Origin of the sequence: Paraburkholderia sp. BCC1885 (genome assembly GCF_900996235.1) — a bacterium.
Taxonomy (GTDB): domain Bacteria; phylum Pseudomonadota; class Gammaproteobacteria; order Burkholderiales; family Burkholderiaceae; genus Paraburkholderia.
In genome coordinates this window covers 110,561-126,749 of record NZ_CAAJGM010000230.1, presented here as the reverse complement: position 1 = coordinate 126,749, position 16,189 = coordinate 110,561, and the positions used below count along the sequence as shown (strand labels likewise).

The window sequence follows — 16,189 nt, the reverse complement described above, 5'->3', positions numbered from 1 at the left end:
ATGCGCACTATCGACAAACTGATCGATCCGAAGATCAAGCTCGCTGCGGTGCTGGTGAAGCGCGCGCCGACGCTCACGCTCGATTTCGACGCGCGCCGCAAGAGCCGTCTGGCAGCGACGCTGGATAACGGCGAGGAGGTGGCGCTGGTATTGCCGCGCGGCACGGTGCTGCGCGACGGCGACGTGCTGGTGGCGCAAGACGGCGCGCTGGTGCGGGTGGTCGCGGCGCCCGAGGGGGTGTTGATGGTCACTGCACACGATCGCCTGACGCTGACGCGTGCGGCGTATCACCTGGGCAACCGGCACACACCGGTCGAAGTCGCTGCGGATTATCTGAAGCTCGAATATGATCCGGTGCTGGCCGACATGCTCAAGCGCATCGGCGCGATGGTCGAGCAGGTGACATTGCCGTTTCAGCCGGAAACCGGGGCTTATGGCGGCGGCCATAAGCATGGCCATGACGAGACGTTCGCCGAAGACTATGCGTTAGCGCAGCAGGTTTATGGCGAGCATCATGGGCATGAGCATTCCCACGATCACGGCCACAGTCATGATCACGGACATGCAGGTCATGGCCACGCCCATGACCACGGACACGAGCATGCTCACGACCACAGCGACTGCGACGCCTCCTGCGGCCACGACCATGCGCATGACCACTCCAAACATGCGCATCGGTGAGCTCACGGCCTTGCTGCACCTCGCGTCGCCGGCACTGCCGATCGGCGCGTTCAGCTATTCGCAGGGGCTGGAAGCCGCCATCGAAGCCCAGTTGATCACCGACGCCGACAGCGCCCGCGCCTGGATCGCCAGCGGCCTCACCGATGTCCTCGCGCTCGGCGAACTGCCGTTCCTCGCCCATCAGATCGGACGCTGGCACGCTCACGAGACGGCCGGCCTCGCGCTCGCCAATAGCGAATTCCTCGCAAGCCGCGAATCGTCCGAACTGCGCCGCGAAACCGAGCAGATGGGATGGTCGCTGCGGCAGTTATGCGTGTCGCTCGAATGGGGCGATGCGCAACGCCGCGCGACGCTCGCAACCATGACGCCGCTGGCGCAACCCACCGCATTCGCCTTCGCCGCATTCGCCCACGATGTCGCCATCGACGCCGCGCTCGCCGCCTACGCTTTTAGCTGGGTCGAAAACCAGGCGGCGGCGGCACTCAAAGCTGTCCCACTCGGACAACTCGCAGGACAACGTATCATCGTCGCACTGCGCGCGCCCATCGACGCCGCCGTCCAGCGCGCGCTGGCCACCGCGCCCGACGACATCAACACCTTCGCGCCGCAACTGGGCATCCTGTCGGCGCGCCACGAGTCGCAGTATTCGCGGCTCTTCCGCTCATAGAACCGAACCATCATGAACGCACCTCAGCACCACACCGCTCATCGCACCAAGAAATTGCCGCCGCTACGGGTGGGTGTCGGCGGACCGGTCGGCTCCGGCAAGACCACACTGCTCGAAATGCTCTGCAAGGCGATGCGCGACCGCTACGACCTCGTCGCCATCACCAACGATATCTACACGAAGGAAGACCAGCGTCTGCTGACGGTGGCAGGCGCGCTGCCAGCCGAACGGATCATGGGCGTGGAAACGGGTGGCTGCCCGCACACCGCGATCCGCGAGGACGCCTCGATCAATCTGGAAGCGGTCGACCGCATGCTGACGCGTTTCCCGGATGCGGACATCGTCTTCATCGAATCGGGCGGCGACAACCTGGCGGCGACCTTCAGCCCGGAACTGTCGGACCTGACGATCTACGTGATCGATGTAGCCGGTGGCGAAAAGATTCCGCGCAAAGGCGGCCCGGGGATCACAAAGTCGGACATCCTCGTGATCAACAAGACGGATCTCGCACCGATGGTCGGTGCGAATCTCGACGTGATGGCCTCCGACGCGAAGAAGATGCGCGGCGAGCGGCCGTTTGTGATGTGCAATCTGAAGGCGCTCGACGGCCTCGATGAGGTGATTGCGTTTATCGAGAAGAAGGGGTTGCTGAAGGTTTGATGTGCACGCTCGCATCGGAAGCGGTGCGCGTTATTGGGCCCCGGGATGGCACTCCACAAGGAATGCCATCATCTCGGTCGCGTCCTTCGACGTATAGAAGTGCACCATCTTTTCGTTGAAGTCTCCGGCCCGCTGCGCCGGAACGCTGATGGCATCGATACCGTTCGACATCAGGACGCCGTTCATCATAAAGCGGGACGTGCGCTTGTTGCCGTCGAAAAAGAACTGCTGCAGCGCGCCGAAAAGAAAAAAAGCGCAGCCTCGCTCGAACGCATTGTCGACCTGCCCGGCAAGTGCACGCGTCCCCGCGGCAAAAACCCGATTCAATTCGGGGGCACCGGCAACCGTAGACAAAGGCGTGTAACGCCCTTTCTCCCCCAATGCCGCGTCCGGCGTGTAATGTGTTTCTTCACCCTCGCCACGAAACACGCCCCATTCAAGCGCCTCGTTGCGCGCGACGATGCGGTGGAGATTGCAGAACGTCACCTTGTCTAGCGCGAATCTCTCTTGTTGAACGAGCGAAAGCAGATACTTCGAACTGTCCGCGAGGTTCAGAATCTGCTCCTGATCCGATATCTTTCGGCCGCCGACGGTCACGCCATCCAGAAGCGTCTTTACCTCGGGAAACGTAAACGGATTGCCTTCGAGCACGCTTGCATCCCACACGAACTCCGGCAGCATCCGATGGAAGCGAAAACAAACCCGTTTGATCGAGTGAGTCGGCATAGCTTTTGGAATCGCCGCGCGGTCCCACTGGAAGCCAAGGTCGGTGAAGAGCGTCATAAGAGGATCATCAAGAAAACATCGGGCATCCGCCCAGGGTAAGCGTCAATACCCATTATTCGCAGAATATACGATTTATTGCCACGTAAAGCGGTCGGGCCGACCAACCACCCTCCAGCATCACTCCGGCAACAACGCCATCAACACATCCACGGTCCGTGCCGTCGCTCCGCGATGGCGCGCCGCGAACGCCGACGCCGCGCCGCTCATCGCCGTGCGCCGCGCCTTGTCGTTGAACAGTTCACGCAGCACACGCGCCAGATCCGCCGGATCCTGCACCTGCACCGCAGCGCCGGCCGCGACCGCATCCGCCGTCGCCTGGGTGAAATTGAATACATGCGGCCCGATCAACACCGGCACACCCACCGCGCACGCCTCGATCAGATTCTGGCCACCGAGCGGCAACAGACTGCCACCGATAAACGCCAGATCCGCAGCCGCGTAGTAAGCGCCCAGTTCGCCCATCGAATCGCCGAGCAGCACGGTCACATTCGCCGGCAACGGCCGCGCAGCACCGGCCGCACCGGCCGCAGCAGCCGCTCCTGCCGCGCCCGGCGCCCACGTCGAACGACGCTCGTAGCGCAGCCCCGACTTCTCCACCAGCGACGCCACTTCGTTAAAGCGCTGCGGATGACGCGGCACCAGAATCAGCAAGGCATCTTCGACGCCCAGCGCCGCGAACGCCCGCAGCACCAGTTCCTCTTCACCTTCGCGCGTGCTTGCCGCCACCCAGACCGGCCGCGAGCCGATCGCCGCACGCCACGCATGGCCGCGCGCCGCCAGTTCGGGCGGCGTGCTCATATCGAACTTCAGGTTGCCGAGCACCGCCACGTTGCGCGCGCCGAGCGCGGTCAACCGCTCCGCATCCGATGGACTTTGCGCCAGCACCCGCGAAAAGCCGCCGAACACTTCGCGCGTGCCCTTGCCGAACCTTGCGGCCCGCCTGAACGAGCGCGCCGACATCCGCGCATTGGTGAGCACGAGCGGCACGTCGGCGCGACGGCACTCGTCGATCAGCGTCGGCCACACCTCGGTTTCCATCACGAGTCCAAGCGACGGGCGCCATGCGCGCAGAAAACGTCGTACCGCATGCGGCATGTCATACGGCACATAGCTGCGCATCACGCGGTCGCCGAACAGTTGCTCGCTGGTGGCGCGCCCGCTCGGTGTCATATGCGTGAGCAAAATGCGCGCGTCGGGCCGCGCTTTCATCAGCGCTTCGATGAGCGGCTGTGCGGCGCGCGTCTCGCCCACTGAGACCGCGTGCACCCAGATCAACGGCGCATCGTCCTCAGGCAGCCGACCCCGCGTGCGGCCAAAGCGCTCGCCGATATGCTCGCGGTAACCGCGCTCCTTGCGCGACCGGATCAGGAGCCGCAGCACCGCAAGCGGCGCGACGATCCACCAGAGCGCGTTATAGATTGCCCTTAGCATCCGCGCTCCGCGCTTACGTCCCGCACAAAATTGATGAAATGCCAACGGACGCAGCCGCGCGCCAGGCCGGCGGCGCTCAAACCAGCGCCCTGCCCTTGAGGCGTTCGAGGATGCCGAGCGGCGCGCACTCGGGCTGCACCATCGCCTTGACCGGCAAGAAGAAGGTCTGCTCCATCATGAACTGGCCGGACATCACGGCGTGCGAGGTCTGATCCGAGAAGCACACCCACACACAACCCGGCGGAAACGGCATGGTTTCCTGCGGGCTCGCCTTCTGATACTCGAGATCGGCCTTCATGCCGTCGTGCAGATTCAGCATCAGATGGTCGTATTCGCTACGCGGCGATTTGGTCACGTGCAGCAGATTCATCAGCCACGCGGAGCCCGGCATCGGCGGCTTGATCTGCGGCAGGAAGCGCCTCGCCATGTCTTCGAACGGTTCGCCCACGCGCCACACGCGCGGCGCGCCGTTCGGGTTGATATTGGTGAAGACGCGCAGAATGCGCTCGCCGTAGTTCGGGCGCGACGGAAAGGCGTCGACGTGCAGGCGGCTATCGTCCTTGCGCCACGAGGTCTGGCGCGTCTCCACCTGATGCAGCCGCAGGCTCGTAGGCGCGACGCGCAGCTTGCCGTCGTACTCCGGGAATAGGCCGTCTACCAGCGTGCGGGCATTGGCCTGATAACGCGCAATCAGGGCGCGTACCGCCGATTGCGTCACCGCGTCGCCCGCCACGCCATGCAGCGCGCCGCCGTTCGGTTCGAGACTGATGTTCTTGCGGTTCGGATCGGCCAGCGCCGGGTCGAGCAGCGCCTGCTCGCCACCTTCGATCGCAAAGCGCAGATTCGGGAAATACAGCACCTTGCCGCGTTCGACGCCGGCCAGCAGCGTTTCGCGCGGCACGGACAGGTTGTGTCCGTGCCAGTCAGCGCTTGCAACTTCGATGATCTGGGTTTCGTTCATGGTCGCCCTTGAAAAGCGGATGGAGCGTAGTTCTGGAGGCCGCAGGCGGTTGCTGTCCCGCAGCATCCGGTTCTGGCCGCACGGCGGCAGCTGCCGGAGTGCGCGCCGTGCGCGGCGCCGGGCAATGCGCCCGCGGCGGACCGCTACAACAAGCCGAAAGCGGTCAGCGCGGCCTTCACCTGTTGCAGCGTCGGCGGCTGGCCGGCGGTGCCGAGATTGACGACATTCGGCGACCAGTAGCCGCCGGTACGCCACGCGGTCGCGAAATTGTACAACTCGACCGTAGGCCGCTTCAGCGCAGCTGCAATGTGAACTAGACCTGTATCAACCCCGACCGTGGCGGCCGCGCCCTCGATCAGCCCCACCACCGCCGGCAGCGACAGGCGCGGCGGCACGATGGCCGCGGCGCCGAACTCTCGCGCCAGCCGCTCGCTGGTGACGCGCTCGGCCTCGCTGCCCCACGGCAGCACGATCGACGCGCCCTTGAGCACCAGCGCCTGGCCCAGCTCGATCCACGCGGCGTCGGGCCATTGCTTGTCGGCCCGCGACGTGGCGTGGACGAACACCACGTAAGGCACCGGCAGGTTCAGATCCGCCTCGGACAAGGCCAGCGCGGCGCGCCCGGTGTCGAGGCCGAAATCGATGTCGTCGGTAGGTTGGGGCGTGGGGTCGTCGAGCGCGGCCGCAACCAGTTGGCGCGTGCGCTCGACGACGTGGGTGCGCGCCTCGATCGGCACGCGCTTGTCGTAGAAGAAGCGTACCGGCCATTCGAAGCCGGCGCCGTCGGTACGGTTGGCGAGGCCCACCACCGGCCCGCGCGCCATGCTCGCGACCCACGCGGTCTTGATGAGCCCCTGGCAGTCGATCACCAGATCGTATTTCTCGGCGGCGAGCGCGCGGCGGAACGCGCCGATCTCGTGCCAGTTCTCAAACGAGAAAAGCCGCTTGCGCCAGCGCCGCAGCGATACCGGAATGGCCCGCCGCACGCCGCTCACAAGCTGCACCAGGCCGACGAAGCTCTCTTCGACGAGCCAGTCGATCTGCGCATCGGGATGCCGGCGGCGAATGTCCGCGATCACCGGCATGTTGTGAACGACATCGCCCAGCGACGACACCCTCACGATCAGTATCTTTTGCACGCTCAAGTGGGGAACGCCGGCAATCCGGCGATAAGATGCGTTGAAAGGACGGCAATTTTAGCGCGTCGCGTGCAAAAACCATGAAAAAACGCGGCGCGCTCAGGGTATACCGCGCCGCGCCGCCGCACCGCTGCATCAGGCATTGCATTCAGGTCAATACCGGCAGCGCCCGCAGCCGGCCGCCGGTATCGCCACTCAGGTTTCGCTCCAGAGCCGCAACAGGTTGTGATAGCACCCCACCAGACTGCGGCGTGCCGCGTCGTCGGCCTGGGTGGAGTTCAGGCGCTGAATGGCCGTGTCCATATCGAACAGCAGCGCGCGTTGTGTGTCGCTGCGCACGAGGCTCTGCGCCCAGAAGAAGCTCGCGAGGCGCACGCCACGCGTGACCGGCGCCACCTGATGCAGGCTGGTCGCCGGATAGACGATCATGTCGCCCGCCGCCAGCTTCACCTGCTGCACGCCGTAGGTGTCTTCGATGATCAGTTCGCCGCCGTCGTATTCATCCGGCGCGGAAAGAAACAGCGTCATCGAAACGTCCGTGCGGACCTTGGCGCCGTTCGGCAACAAACGCACCGCGCCATCGACGTGGCTGCCGAACTGCATGCCGCCCTCGTAACGGTTGAAGAGCGGCGGATACACCTGATTGGGCAGCACTGCGCTGATAAAGAGCGGATGGCGTTCGAGCTCGGCGAGAATCACGTCGCCCAGCTCGCGCGCGAGCGGCGAGAACTGCTCGATCTGCTGGTTGCGTTTGACGGGCGCGCCCTGATAGCCGGCCGTGGCCCGGCCGTCGACCCACGCGTCGCCCGCCGTATCGAGCCGCTCGCGCACGAAGCGCACCTGCTCTTCGTTGAGCACATCTGGAATCTGCAGCAGCATCAGTCAATCCTTTCGCGGGGTCGCCGCATTGTACGGGCAGCTTGCCTCAACACGACGACCCCGGCAACTCGCGCCAGCTCATCAGAACCGGTAGTCGACCGTGGCCAGCAGCGTGCGGCCGATGCCCGGCACCGAACGGCCGCCGTCGGACGGAATCAGCGCATCGTAGTACGTCTTGTTGGTCAGGTTCAGCAGATTCAGACGCACGTCGTATTTCTTCGCGTGATAGGCCGCCGTCGCGTCCCAGCGGGTGTAGCCGCCCACTTCCACGTAGTTCGTGTTCGAGGCGTAGCGCGCCGACATGTAGCTCGGGCCGCCGCCGATTTCCCAGTGCGGGGTCAGCGCGTAGGTGGTCCAGAATGTCAGCGTGTTGCGCGGCGTGTTGGCCGGCACGTTGCCCTGGGTGCCGTCGGCCGCCTGCACGATGGTGGCGTCCATGTAGGTGTAGCCGCCGTAGACTTGCCACTTGTCGGTGATGTGACCGGTCACGCCCGCCTGGAAACCGTCGACGCGGATGTCGCCGTCGAGTTCGTACTCGGTGGGCGAGACCTGGGTACGCGCGTTGGACATTTCCTCGCGGAAGAACGCAGAGGTCACCGAAATGTTGCCGCCAAGCAGATCCCACTTGCCGCCCACTTCATACGAGCGGGTGGATTCCGGCGCCAGATTCTGCGTCAGGTTGGTCACCGTGAGTGCTTCGAGCGATGGGTCGAACGAGGTGCCGTAGGAGAAGTAATACGACTGCCAGTCGGTCGGCTGGTAGATCACGCCGGCGCGCACGCTGGTGAAGAAGTTGGTCTGGCTCGCATACGACGGCGCACTGATCGTGTTGTGGATCTGCGCCTGGAAGCGATCCCAGCGCAGGCCGCCAATCAGCTTCCAGTGCTCGCCGAGCGAGGCCGTGTCGTTGAAGTAGCCGGCAATTTCGTTCGATCCGGAATCCGCGTAGTTGCCGGTCGTGGTCGTGACGCCCGGCGGGTTCGACAGATACGCCGGGTTGATCATCGACACGATCGGCAGGTTGTTGCGCGTGTAGGCCTGGTTCGTATAGCTGTCGTGGCCCACTTCGACACCGGCGATCAGGTCGTGCTTGATAAAGCCGGTGTTGAATTTGTATTCGAGCGTGGTGTCGTTGTAGATCGAGTGATTCTGGATCACCCGGTCATGGCTTTGCAGCTTGATGAACAGGTCGGACGGCGGCAGCGTCGTGTAGTTGCCGTTCGTGAGCGCGGGGCTCGTCGCGAGCGGTCCCGTCAGCACCGATTGCGGCGCGGTTTCGCGCGCGTCGGTCATCGAATGCGAGATTTGCGTCTGGTTGCGCAGCGTGAGGTCGTCCGAGAACTTGTGCTTGATGCCCGCGTTGAAGGTCTGCACGTCCTGGATGGTGCGGTCCGTGGTCAGGCCGTAAAAGGTGTTCTTCGGCACCGGCGACGGATGGCCGTTCAATGCCTGCACGCCGTAGTCCGGCATGTCGTCGTTGTGCTGGATCAGCGCCGAGAGCGTAATTTCGGTCGGCGTGCCGATGCCGAAACGCACTTCGGGCGCGACGCCGTAGTCTTTGCTCTTCTCGACGTCGCGCGTCGAGCCGAGACTCTGGCCGAATGCGTTGATGCGGATCGCCGATGTATCCGTAAGCGGATGATTCAGGTCGACGGTGGTGCGATAGCGGTCATTGGTGCCAACGGTCGCCGAGACGTCGCCCGACTCCTGCAGGTTGGCCTTCTTGCTGACCTGGTTGATCACGCCGCCCGTCGAGCCGCGCCCGAACAGCATCGACGACGGTCCGTAGAGCACTTCGATTTCTTCGAGGTCGAAGGTGTCGCGGTAATACTGGTTGCGGTCGCGAAAGCCGTCGAGATAGATGTCGTTCTGCGCCGTGAAGCCGCGCAAATTGACGTTATTGCCGATCTGGCCGCCTTCGGCCGCGCCGATGGTCACGCCCGGCGCGTTGCGCAGCGCGTCCTGAAACGACGTCGCGCCTTGCGACTGCAGCACGGCCTGGTTGATGACCGTGACCGTCTGCGGGATATCGCGCAAGGCCGTGGGCGTTTTCGCGCCGACTGTCGAACGCTCTGCCTGGAAGTCCTGCTGCTCGGCCTGGCCCGACACGGCGATGGTCGGCAGCGTGCCGTTACCCGCCGCCGCGCCAGCCGGTGCGGCCGAAGCGGCCGGAGCCGCGCTGATGGTCCCGCTGGCAGCCGCGCCGGACGCCCCACTCGCGGGAGCGGCTTGCGCAGGGGTGGAAGAAGCGGTCTGCGCGAGAGCCGGCGCAGCAAAGGGAACGGACAAAGCTAGCGCCAGCGCTGTTGCCAGCGGCGTTTTATTAAACATAGGAATCTCGTCGGTGGAAGGTCCTGGCCAGAAATCGCATACGACGGCGGCATCGATCTGCATGACAGGACGGCGGCGGCTGGCTGGCCGCTCCTCCACTAGACGGGATGGAAACGGTGGGCTGGCTTTAATTGTTAATGAGAATTACTATCATTCCATATGTTTCAAAACATTTCAATCGTAAGGAAATGATGCGCGACGGGTAAATCGTTTCGAATTGTTACGGAAAGCATTTTGTAATTATTTGTTTGCGTGCCGAGATGCGGTTTGCGCGGGGGCGTCGCCATAAAAAACGCCGGCATCGCGCCGGCGTTTTTTCCATCAAGCAATCAATCAGTCTGGCTTGCGAAGCGGACCTACCGTGCAGCACGCCCGCTCACAAAGACACGCCTCAGAACGGCAGTTTCGCGTCCGGCTTCTCGGCCAGAATTACGCGGCGGAAGTCTTCCTGAATGCGCGAGAGCGCGGCGTCGTTATCCGCTTCGAAACGCATGACGACTACCGGCGTCGTGTTCGACGAACGCGCCAGACCAAAGCCGTCCGGGTACTCGACGCGCAAACCGTCGATCTTCACGACGTCATCCGCGCCGGTGAACTGCGCGCTCTTCTGCAGACGGCCGATCAGTTCGAAGTTCTCGCCTTCTTCGAGCTTCAGTTGCAGTTCGGGCGTGGAATGCGAGTTAGGCAGCGAATTGAGCAGCGCGCTCGGATCGGCCACGCGGGCGAGGATTTCCAGCAGACGCGCGCCTGTGTACAGGCCGTCGTCGAAGCCGTACCAGCGGTCCTTGAAAAACACGTGGCCGCTCATTTCGCCCGCCAGCGGCGCACCGGTTTCGCGCAGCTTGGCCTTCACCAGCGAGTGGCCGGTCTTCCACATCAGCGGCTCGCCGCCCTTGTCCTTCACCCACTTCGCCAGATTGCGCGTGCACTTCACGTCGTAGATGATCTGCGCGCCCTTGTTGCGCGACAGCACTTCTTCGGCAAACAGCATCAGTTGCCGGTCCGGATAGATGATCTGGCCGTCCTTGGTGACCACACCCAGGCGGTCGCCGTCGCCGTCGAACGCGAAGCCGATTTCGGCGTCGGTTTCCTTCAGCGCCTTGATGACGTCCTGGAGGTTTTCCGGGTGGGCCGGGTCCGGATGGTGATTGGGGAAGTTACCGTCGATCTCGGTGAACAGTTCGACCAGTTCGCAACCGAGCTTTTTGAACAGCTTCGGCACGAGGCCGCCGGCCACGCCATTGCCGGTATCCACGACGATCTTCAGCGGCCGCGCGAGCTTGATGTCGCTGACGATGCGCTCGAGGTAGGCCTCGGAGATGTCGTAGTCGGTATAGCTGCCGCTGCCGCTCGCGAAGTTGTCGTCGACGATGCGCTGATGCAGCGCGAGGATCTGCTCACCGTAGATGGCGGCGCCGCGCAGCACCATCTTGAAGCCGTTGTAGTCCGGCGGATTGTGGCTGCCCGTCACGACGATGCACGAGTCGACGCGACGCTCGCCGCTGGCCAGTTGCAGCGGCACGCTCGCGGCGAAGTAGCCCACCGGCGTCGGCACCATGCCGACGTTGACCACGTCGACGCCCGCCGAGCGCAGGCCATCGGACAAGGCCGCGATCAGCTCAGGACCCGACAGGCGGCCGTCACGGGCCACCACGACGGCATCGCCGCCTTGTGCACGCACTTCACTGCCGAACGCCCGGCCGATCAGACGGGCGGTATCAGCGTCCAGTGTCTTGCCGATGACGCCACGAATGTCATACGCCTTGAAAATTGATTTGGAGATCATGGTTGGCTCACTTGCGTGCATTGGAAAAGTTGAGCGGCACCTTCTGGGGGTATTCCGCGTCATGGGTGGTCATCGCTCTGCGCCCTTGCCGGAAGCACTCCGGTTCCAACTTATAATTGCGCTTTTCAGACACGCCTTACTGACGACTATTCTAATGCTTAGACGCCCTCCATCCGTAAAGTTGCCGCTCCAGACGGCCAGGTGGGCAAGCGCACCGACAGCCGCGCCGAATCGGGCCAAGCGGGCAGGCGCTGGATGCTGACGCTCAAGCGCTTTTCCGACCGTTTCGCCAATCCCGACGTCACGCGCGCATTTGCGAACATCGTCTGGCTCGGGCTCGAACGGCTCACGCAGATCGCCGTGGCGATCGTCATTAGCGGCATGCTGGCACGCTATTTCGGCCCGGACATCTTCGGCAAATGGCAGTACGCCAATACCCTGCTGCTGGTGCTCTCTCCCATTACCTGGGTATGCGGCGCCGAGATTCTCGTGCCTACCATCGTCCACCGGCCCGCTGAACAGCTCGGCACGGTGCTTGGCAGCGCCTTCGCCTTGCGCGTGTCGGTGTCGGCCGGCGCCTTGCTGCTCACATGGGTCGGCATTGCCGCCGGGCTCACCGATCCGCTGGTCGGCGCCATGCTCGCCGGGCTCGCCGTCACCATGCTGTTTCGCGAACCGTTCGTGGGCGTGATCAATTCGTGGCTGCAAAGCATGACCTACAGCAAGCCGCAGTTGCTCACCAGCATGAGCACCGCGGTCGTAAAGGCCGCGCTGGTCTATCTGCTGGTGCGGGCCGCGAGCACGCCCGCGCGCTTCGGCTGGCTGTGGGCGCTCGAGTCGGCCGCGATCGGCGCCGTGCTGCTTGGCTATTACATCCGGCGCCATGGCGGCAAGCTCGGCTGGCATCTGGACCGCTCGCTTTTCAGGCACTTCGCGACCGCCGGCACGGTGTTCTGGCTCGGCCTGATCTGCATGTACCTGTTTCTGAAACTCGACCGGCTGATGCTGGAGCGGGCCATTTCGTTTGCCGATCTCGGCCGCTACTCGGCCGCGCAGCAACTCAACGAGAACTGGATCACGCTCGCACTGATGCTTGCGCAAACCATCGCGCCCGCCTTTGTTTACCGCGTACAGGAAGCCGCGCAACTGCGCCGTAACATGTGGCGTCTGACGGCCATGACCGCGGCGGTCATGATCGGCGGCGCGGTGGTGCTCGATCTGCTGGCGGGGCTCATCATCCGCCGTGTGTTCGGACCGGCCTACGAAGGGGCCATCGAAATTTTCCGCTGGGCGGTGTGGCTTTCCGTGCCGGCCGGCATCGAGGCAATCGGCAATCTGGTCGTGCTGAAATACCAGGCGAAGTTCGTGTTGCTGTCGAAATGGCTGCTGGCGCTCGCCATTGCCTTCGCCGTCAATCTGCTGGCGATTCCACGCCTCGGCGCCTACGGCGCGCTGGTCGGACTGGCGGCAGGTTATCTGGCCGCTGCCTCGGTCAATCTTTATTACATTCGCCACAAGCTGCGCTCATGACGAACTCATCCGCCTCCGCGCCAACCTTACCGGCTTCGTCCGGCGCGCCGCATGGTCTGACAGATGGTCTGCCAGGCCCGATGCTGCGCGCCTCGGACGATACACTCGGCGACGTCGCCGTGCTGATCCCCGCCTACAACGGCCAGGCCGAGCTCGAACGCACGCTCGCATCGTTTAGCGAAGAGGCGCCGGTCAACGTGCTGATCGTCGACGACGGCAGCACGCCGCCGATCGTCGCGCCCGCCCTGCCGAACCTGACCGTCGAAGTCCTGCGCATGGCGCAAAACGGCGGCATCGAAAAGGCGCTGCAGACCGGCATCGACGCGCTCGCCGCACGCGGCTTTCGCTATGCCGCGCGGATCGACACGGGCGACCTGACGGTGCCGCACCGGCTCGCGAAGCAACGCGCGTATCTGCAAGCGAATCCGCGCGTGGCCGGGCTCGGCATGTGGACCCAGGTGGTGTCGCTCGCAGGCGAGCCGCTTTTCATGCTGACGCCGCCTGCCGCGCCGGCGGCGATCCGGCGCATGCGCTTTTATCGTAATTGCCTCGCGCACCCGTCCATGATGCTGCGCATCGAGGCCGTGCGCGAGGTGGGCAACTACCGCGCGGATTACCGCTCGGCCGAAGACCTCGATCTGTTCCTGCGCCTGATGGAACGCCATGATTGCGCGAACCTGCCGGAACTGGGTCTGTACTATGAACTGAACGAAGGCGGCATCAGCGCGACCAAACGGCACCGGCAAATCACGTCCACGCTGCGGCTGCAATTGCGCTACTTCAACGCGGGCAACCTGTACGACTGGCTCGGTCTCGCCAAGAATCTGCTGCACTTCGTCATGCCTTATCGCGCCTTGCGCGCCGTCAAACGCCGCCTGCTCGCGCCGCGCGCCGGCCAGTGAGGCAGGTCTGGCCGTCTCTCCAGGCATCGTCACGCATCGGCACGCACCGGCACCCCAACCTGAACCGCCATCAAGATGAATCCCAACGCTTCGCACGCCCCCAATGCCTCCGACGTTTCGCTGCGCATTACACTCGTCTGCAACACGGCGTGGGCAATCTACACGTACCGGCAAGGGCTGATCCGCGAACTGGTGGCGCGCGGCGTCGCGGTGACGGTACTCGCGCCGCGCGACCGCACCTTCGATCTGCTGACCACGATGGGCTGCCGCTGCATCGAACTGCCGATGGCGTCCAAAGGCACCAATCCGCGCGACGATCTGCGCACGCTGTGGGCGCTGTACCGGCAGTACCGGGCGATCCGGCCGCACCTCGTGTTTCACTACACGATCAAGCCGAACATTTACGGCTCGATTGCGGCTAAGCTGGCAGGCGTCGCTTCGGTGGCGGTCACCACGGGGCTCGGTTATGTCTTCATCCAGCAGAGCCGCGCGGCGCAGGTGGCGAAGAAGCTCTACCGTTTTGCATTTCGCTTCCCGCGCGAAGTCTGGTTTCTGAACCGCGACGATCAGGCCGCGTTCCTCGACCAGAATCTGCTGGTGCATCCGGAGCGCGCCCGTCTGCTGCACGGCGAAGGCGTGGATCTGCAGCAGTTCGCCTTCACGCCGCTGCCGGATAAGCCGCATTTCGACTTCGTGCTGATTGGCCGGCTGCTGTGGGACAAGGGCGTGGGCGAATACGTGGAGGCGGCGCGGCGTTTGCGCGCGCGCTATCCGCACGCGCGCTTTCGTCTGCTCGGGCCGGTGGGCGTGGATAATCCCAGCGCGATCAGCCGCGAAGAAGTAGCCGCGTGGGAGCGGGAAGGCGTGATCGAATATCAGGGCGAGGCGCACGACGTGCGCCCGCTTATCGCCGCGGCGGATTGTGTCGTATTACCCTCGTACCGCGAGGGCGTGCCGCGCACGTTGATGGAAGCCTCGGCGATGGGCCGCCCGATTGTCGCCACCGACGTGCCGGGCTGCCGGGAAGTGGTCGCCGATGGCGTCAATGGTTTGTTGTGCGAAGTCCGTAATGCCGGGAGCCTCGCGCAGCGGCTCGCACAGATGCTCGACATGAGCGGCGACGCACGCCGCGCCATGGGCGAACGCGGCCGGCAGAAAGTCGCCGCCGAATTCGACGAGCGTGTCGTGATAAATAAATATAAAGACCTGATTCGTAACTTGACGGGCGTTTCACTTTAACGGAGCAACAGCATGGCCACGAAAGGCACGATTCTGGTGACGGGCGGCGCGGGTTTCATCGGCACGCATACGTGCGTCGAATTGCTGAACGACGGCTACGACGTCGTCGTCATCGACAATCTCGTGAACAGCAATCGCGAATCGTTGAAGCGCGTCGAACAGATCACCGGCAAATCCGTGACGTTCTACGAAGCCGACGCGCGCGACGAAGCCGCGCTGCAGCGTATTTTCGACGCGCATCCGGTCACGGGCGCGATCCACTTTGCCGCGCTGAAGGCGGTGGGCGAATCGGTGGCGAAGCCGATCGAGTACTACAGCAACAACGTCGGCAGCCTGCTCACGCTGCTTGGCGTGATGCGTGAGCGCAATGTGAAGCAGTTTGTGTTCAGCTCGTCGGCGACCGTGTATGGCGTGCCGAAGAGTTCGCCCATCGACGAATCGTTTCCGCTTTCGGCGACCAACCCGTATGGTCAGTCGAAGCTGATCGCCGAGCAGGTGCTGCGCGACCTGGAAGTGTCGGACCCAGGCTGGCGCATTGCGACGCTGCGCTATTTCAACCCGGTGGGCGCGCATGAAAGCGGGCTGATTGGCGAAGATCCGGCTGGAATTCCGAACAACCTGATGCCGTATGTCGCGCAGGTGGCGGTGGGCAAGCTCGAGAAGCTGCGCGTGTTCGGTAGCGACTACGACACGCCGGACGGTACGGGCGTGCGCGACTACATCCACGTGGTGGATCTGGCGCGCGGCCACCTGGCGGCACTCGATGCGCTGGTCAGACACGATGCGAGCTTCGTGGTGAACCTCGGGACCGGCCAGGGCTACAGCGTGCTCGATGTCGTGCGCTCGTTCGAAAAGGCCTCGGGCCGGCCGGTGCCGTATGAGATCGTGGCGCGCCGGCCAGGCGACGTGGCGTCCTGCTATGCCGACCCGGCGGCCGCTGCGAAGCTGCTGGGATGGAAGGCACAGTTCGGCATCGAGCGGATGTGTGTGGACCACTGGCGGTGGCAGGAGAGGAATCCGCGGGGGTTTGCAGCCGCCTGACATGAACCATGGACCTCGCTGAAGCGGGGTCTTTTTTTATGGCGCCGCCGCCCGGCCGCATCGACGATGGCCGCCCCGGCACCCTCTCCCGGAAGGGCGTAACCCACGCCCTCAGATCACAAAACCGCCTTGCGAAAAGCGCAATATTTCATTTTC

14 protein-coding genes are annotated in these 16,189 nt (G+C 64.0%); 7 read left to right on the top strand and 7 right to left on the bottom strand.

Translation table 11 applies throughout. From position 1 onward, the window contains the following. Genes ureE through ureG form a run of 3 tightly spaced genes read left to right on the top strand, consistent with a single transcriptional unit; the run spans position 1 to position 2,008 of the window. Positions 1-681, top strand: a complete 681-nt coding sequence (gene ureE / locus FQ755_RS28415; RefSeq protein WP_144158665.1) for an urease accessory protein UreE — start codon at positions 1-3, stop codon at positions 679-681. Continuing rightward, positions 668-1,348, top strand: a complete 681-nt coding sequence (locus FQ755_RS28410) for an urease accessory protein UreF (protein WP_144159187.1) — start codon at positions 668-670, stop codon at positions 1,346-1,348. Before ureE ends, FQ755_RS28410 begins: the two co-directional genes overlap by 14 nt. A gap of 12 nt (positions 1,349-1,360) precedes the next feature. After that, positions 1,361-2,008, top strand: coding sequence for an urease accessory protein UreG (gene ureG, locus FQ755_RS28405; protein ID WP_144158662.1), 648 nt, complete (start codon positions 1,361-1,363; stop codon positions 2,006-2,008). Between the two features lie 30 nt (positions 2,009-2,038). Here ureG and FQ755_RS28400 read toward each other — a convergent pair whose 3' ends face one another. The 7 genes from FQ755_RS28400 to FQ755_RS28370 form a co-directional block, all read right to left on the bottom strand. Next, positions 2,039-2,791 (bottom strand): Fic family protein, encoded by a 753-nt coding sequence (locus tag FQ755_RS28400; protein ID WP_144158659.1) that lies wholly within the window; start codon positions 2,789-2,791, stop codon positions 2,039-2,041. Between the two features lie 120 nt (positions 2,792-2,911). Beyond that, a complete protein-coding gene (waaA, locus tag FQ755_RS28395) occupies positions 2,912-4,225 on the bottom strand; it encodes a lipid IV(A) 3-deoxy-D-manno-octulosonic acid transferase (RefSeq protein ID WP_144158656.1) in 1,314 nt (437 codons plus the stop codon). A 76-nt stretch (positions 4,226-4,301) separates the two neighbouring features. Beyond that, the gene (locus tag FQ755_RS28390) at positions 4,302-5,186 is read right to left on the bottom strand and encodes a Kdo hydroxylase family protein (RefSeq protein ID WP_144158653.1); all 885 of its coding nucleotides are present in this window, start codon (positions 5,184-5,186) and stop codon (positions 4,302-4,304) included. Positions 5,187-5,329: 143 nt separating this feature from the next. Beyond that, the gene (gene waaC / locus FQ755_RS28385) at positions 5,330-6,331 is read right to left on the bottom strand and encodes a lipopolysaccharide heptosyltransferase I (protein WP_144158650.1); all 1,002 of its coding nucleotides are present in this window, start codon (positions 6,329-6,331) and stop codon (positions 5,330-5,332) included. Between the two features lie 189 nt (positions 6,332-6,520). After that, a complete protein-coding gene (locus FQ755_RS28380) occupies positions 6,521-7,204 on the bottom strand; it encodes a Fe2+-dependent dioxygenase (RefSeq protein ID WP_144158647.1) in 684 nt (227 codons plus the stop codon). Positions 7,205-7,285: 81 nt separating this feature from the next. After that, a complete protein-coding gene (locus FQ755_RS28375; protein ID WP_144158644.1) occupies positions 7,286-9,535 on the bottom strand; it encodes a TonB-dependent receptor in 2,250 nt (749 codons plus the stop codon). Between the two features lie 391 nt (positions 9,536-9,926). Further along, positions 9,927-11,321, bottom strand: coding sequence for a phosphomannomutase/phosphoglucomutase (locus tag FQ755_RS28370; protein WP_144158641.1), 1,395 nt, complete (start codon positions 11,319-11,321; stop codon positions 9,927-9,929). 255 nt (positions 11,322-11,576) lie between these two features. Between FQ755_RS28370 and FQ755_RS28365 the strand changes: the two genes are divergently transcribed. The 4 genes from FQ755_RS28365 (at position 11,577) to galE (ending at position 16,033) form a co-directional block, all read left to right on the top strand. Beyond that, on the top strand, positions 11,577-12,851 hold the full coding sequence (locus tag FQ755_RS28365; RefSeq protein WP_144159181.1) for an oligosaccharide flippase family protein: 1,275 nt from the start codon (positions 11,577-11,579) through the stop codon (positions 12,849-12,851). A gap of 80 nt (positions 12,852-12,931) precedes the next feature. After that, positions 12,932-13,753, top strand: coding sequence for a glycosyltransferase (locus FQ755_RS28360; protein WP_144159184.1), 822 nt, complete (start codon positions 12,932-12,934; stop codon positions 13,751-13,753). 75 nt (positions 13,754-13,828) lie between these two features. After that, positions 13,829-14,992: a glycosyltransferase family 4 protein gene (locus tag FQ755_RS28355; protein WP_144158638.1), complete on the top strand. Its 1,164-nt coding sequence runs from the start codon at positions 13,829-13,831 to the stop codon at positions 14,990-14,992. Between the two features lie 12 nt (positions 14,993-15,004). Continuing rightward, positions 15,005-16,033 carry a UDP-glucose 4-epimerase GalE gene (gene galE, locus FQ755_RS28350; protein ID WP_144158635.1) on the top strand — a complete coding sequence of 343 codons (1,029 nt, stop codon included), beginning with the start codon at positions 15,005-15,007 and terminating at the stop codon, positions 16,031-16,033. Positions 16,034-16,189 lie beyond the last annotated feature (156 nt).

Coding starts and splice junctions, on each gene's coding strand:
- FQ755_RS28365 (WP_144159181.1), top strand. CDS start 11,577: ATGCTGACGCTCAAGCGCTTTTCCGACCGTTTCGCCAATCCCGACGTC.
- FQ755_RS28410 (WP_144159187.1), top strand. CDS start 668: ATGCGCATCGGTGAGCTCACGGCCTTGCTGCACCTCGCGTCGCCGGCA.
- FQ755_RS28390 (WP_144158653.1), bottom strand. CDS start 5,186: ATGAACGAAACCCAGATCATCGAAGTTGCAAGCGCTGACTGGCACGGA.
- FQ755_RS28400 (WP_144158659.1), bottom strand. CDS start 2,791: ATGACGCTCTTCACCGACCTTGGCTTCCAGTGGGACCGCGCGGCGATT.
- waaA (WP_144158656.1), bottom strand. CDS start 4,225: ATGCTAAGGGCAATCTATAACGCGCTCTGGTGGATCGTCGCGCCGCTT.
- ureE (WP_144158665.1), top strand. CDS start 1: ATGCGCACTATCGACAAACTGATCGATCCGAAGATCAAGCTCGCTGCG.
- FQ755_RS28360 (WP_144159184.1), top strand. CDS start 12,932: ATGCTGCGCGCCTCGGACGATACACTCGGCGACGTCGCCGTGCTGATC.
- FQ755_RS28380 (WP_144158647.1), bottom strand. CDS start 7,204: ATGCTGCTGCAGATTCCAGATGTGCTCAACGAAGAGCAGGTGCGCTTC.
- galE (WP_144158635.1), top strand. CDS start 15,005: ATGGCCACGAAAGGCACGATTCTGGTGACGGGCGGCGCGGGTTTCATC.
- FQ755_RS28375 (WP_144158644.1), bottom strand. CDS start 9,535: ATGTTTAATAAAACGCCGCTGGCAACAGCGCTGGCGCTAGCTTTGTCC.
- FQ755_RS28370 (WP_144158641.1), bottom strand. CDS start 11,321: ATGATCTCCAAATCAATTTTCAAGGCGTATGACATTCGTGGCGTCATC.
- ureG (WP_144158662.1), top strand. CDS start 1,361: ATGAACGCACCTCAGCACCACACCGCTCATCGCACCAAGAAATTGCCG.
- FQ755_RS28355 (WP_144158638.1), top strand. CDS start 13,829: ATGAATCCCAACGCTTCGCACGCCCCCAATGCCTCCGACGTTTCGCTG.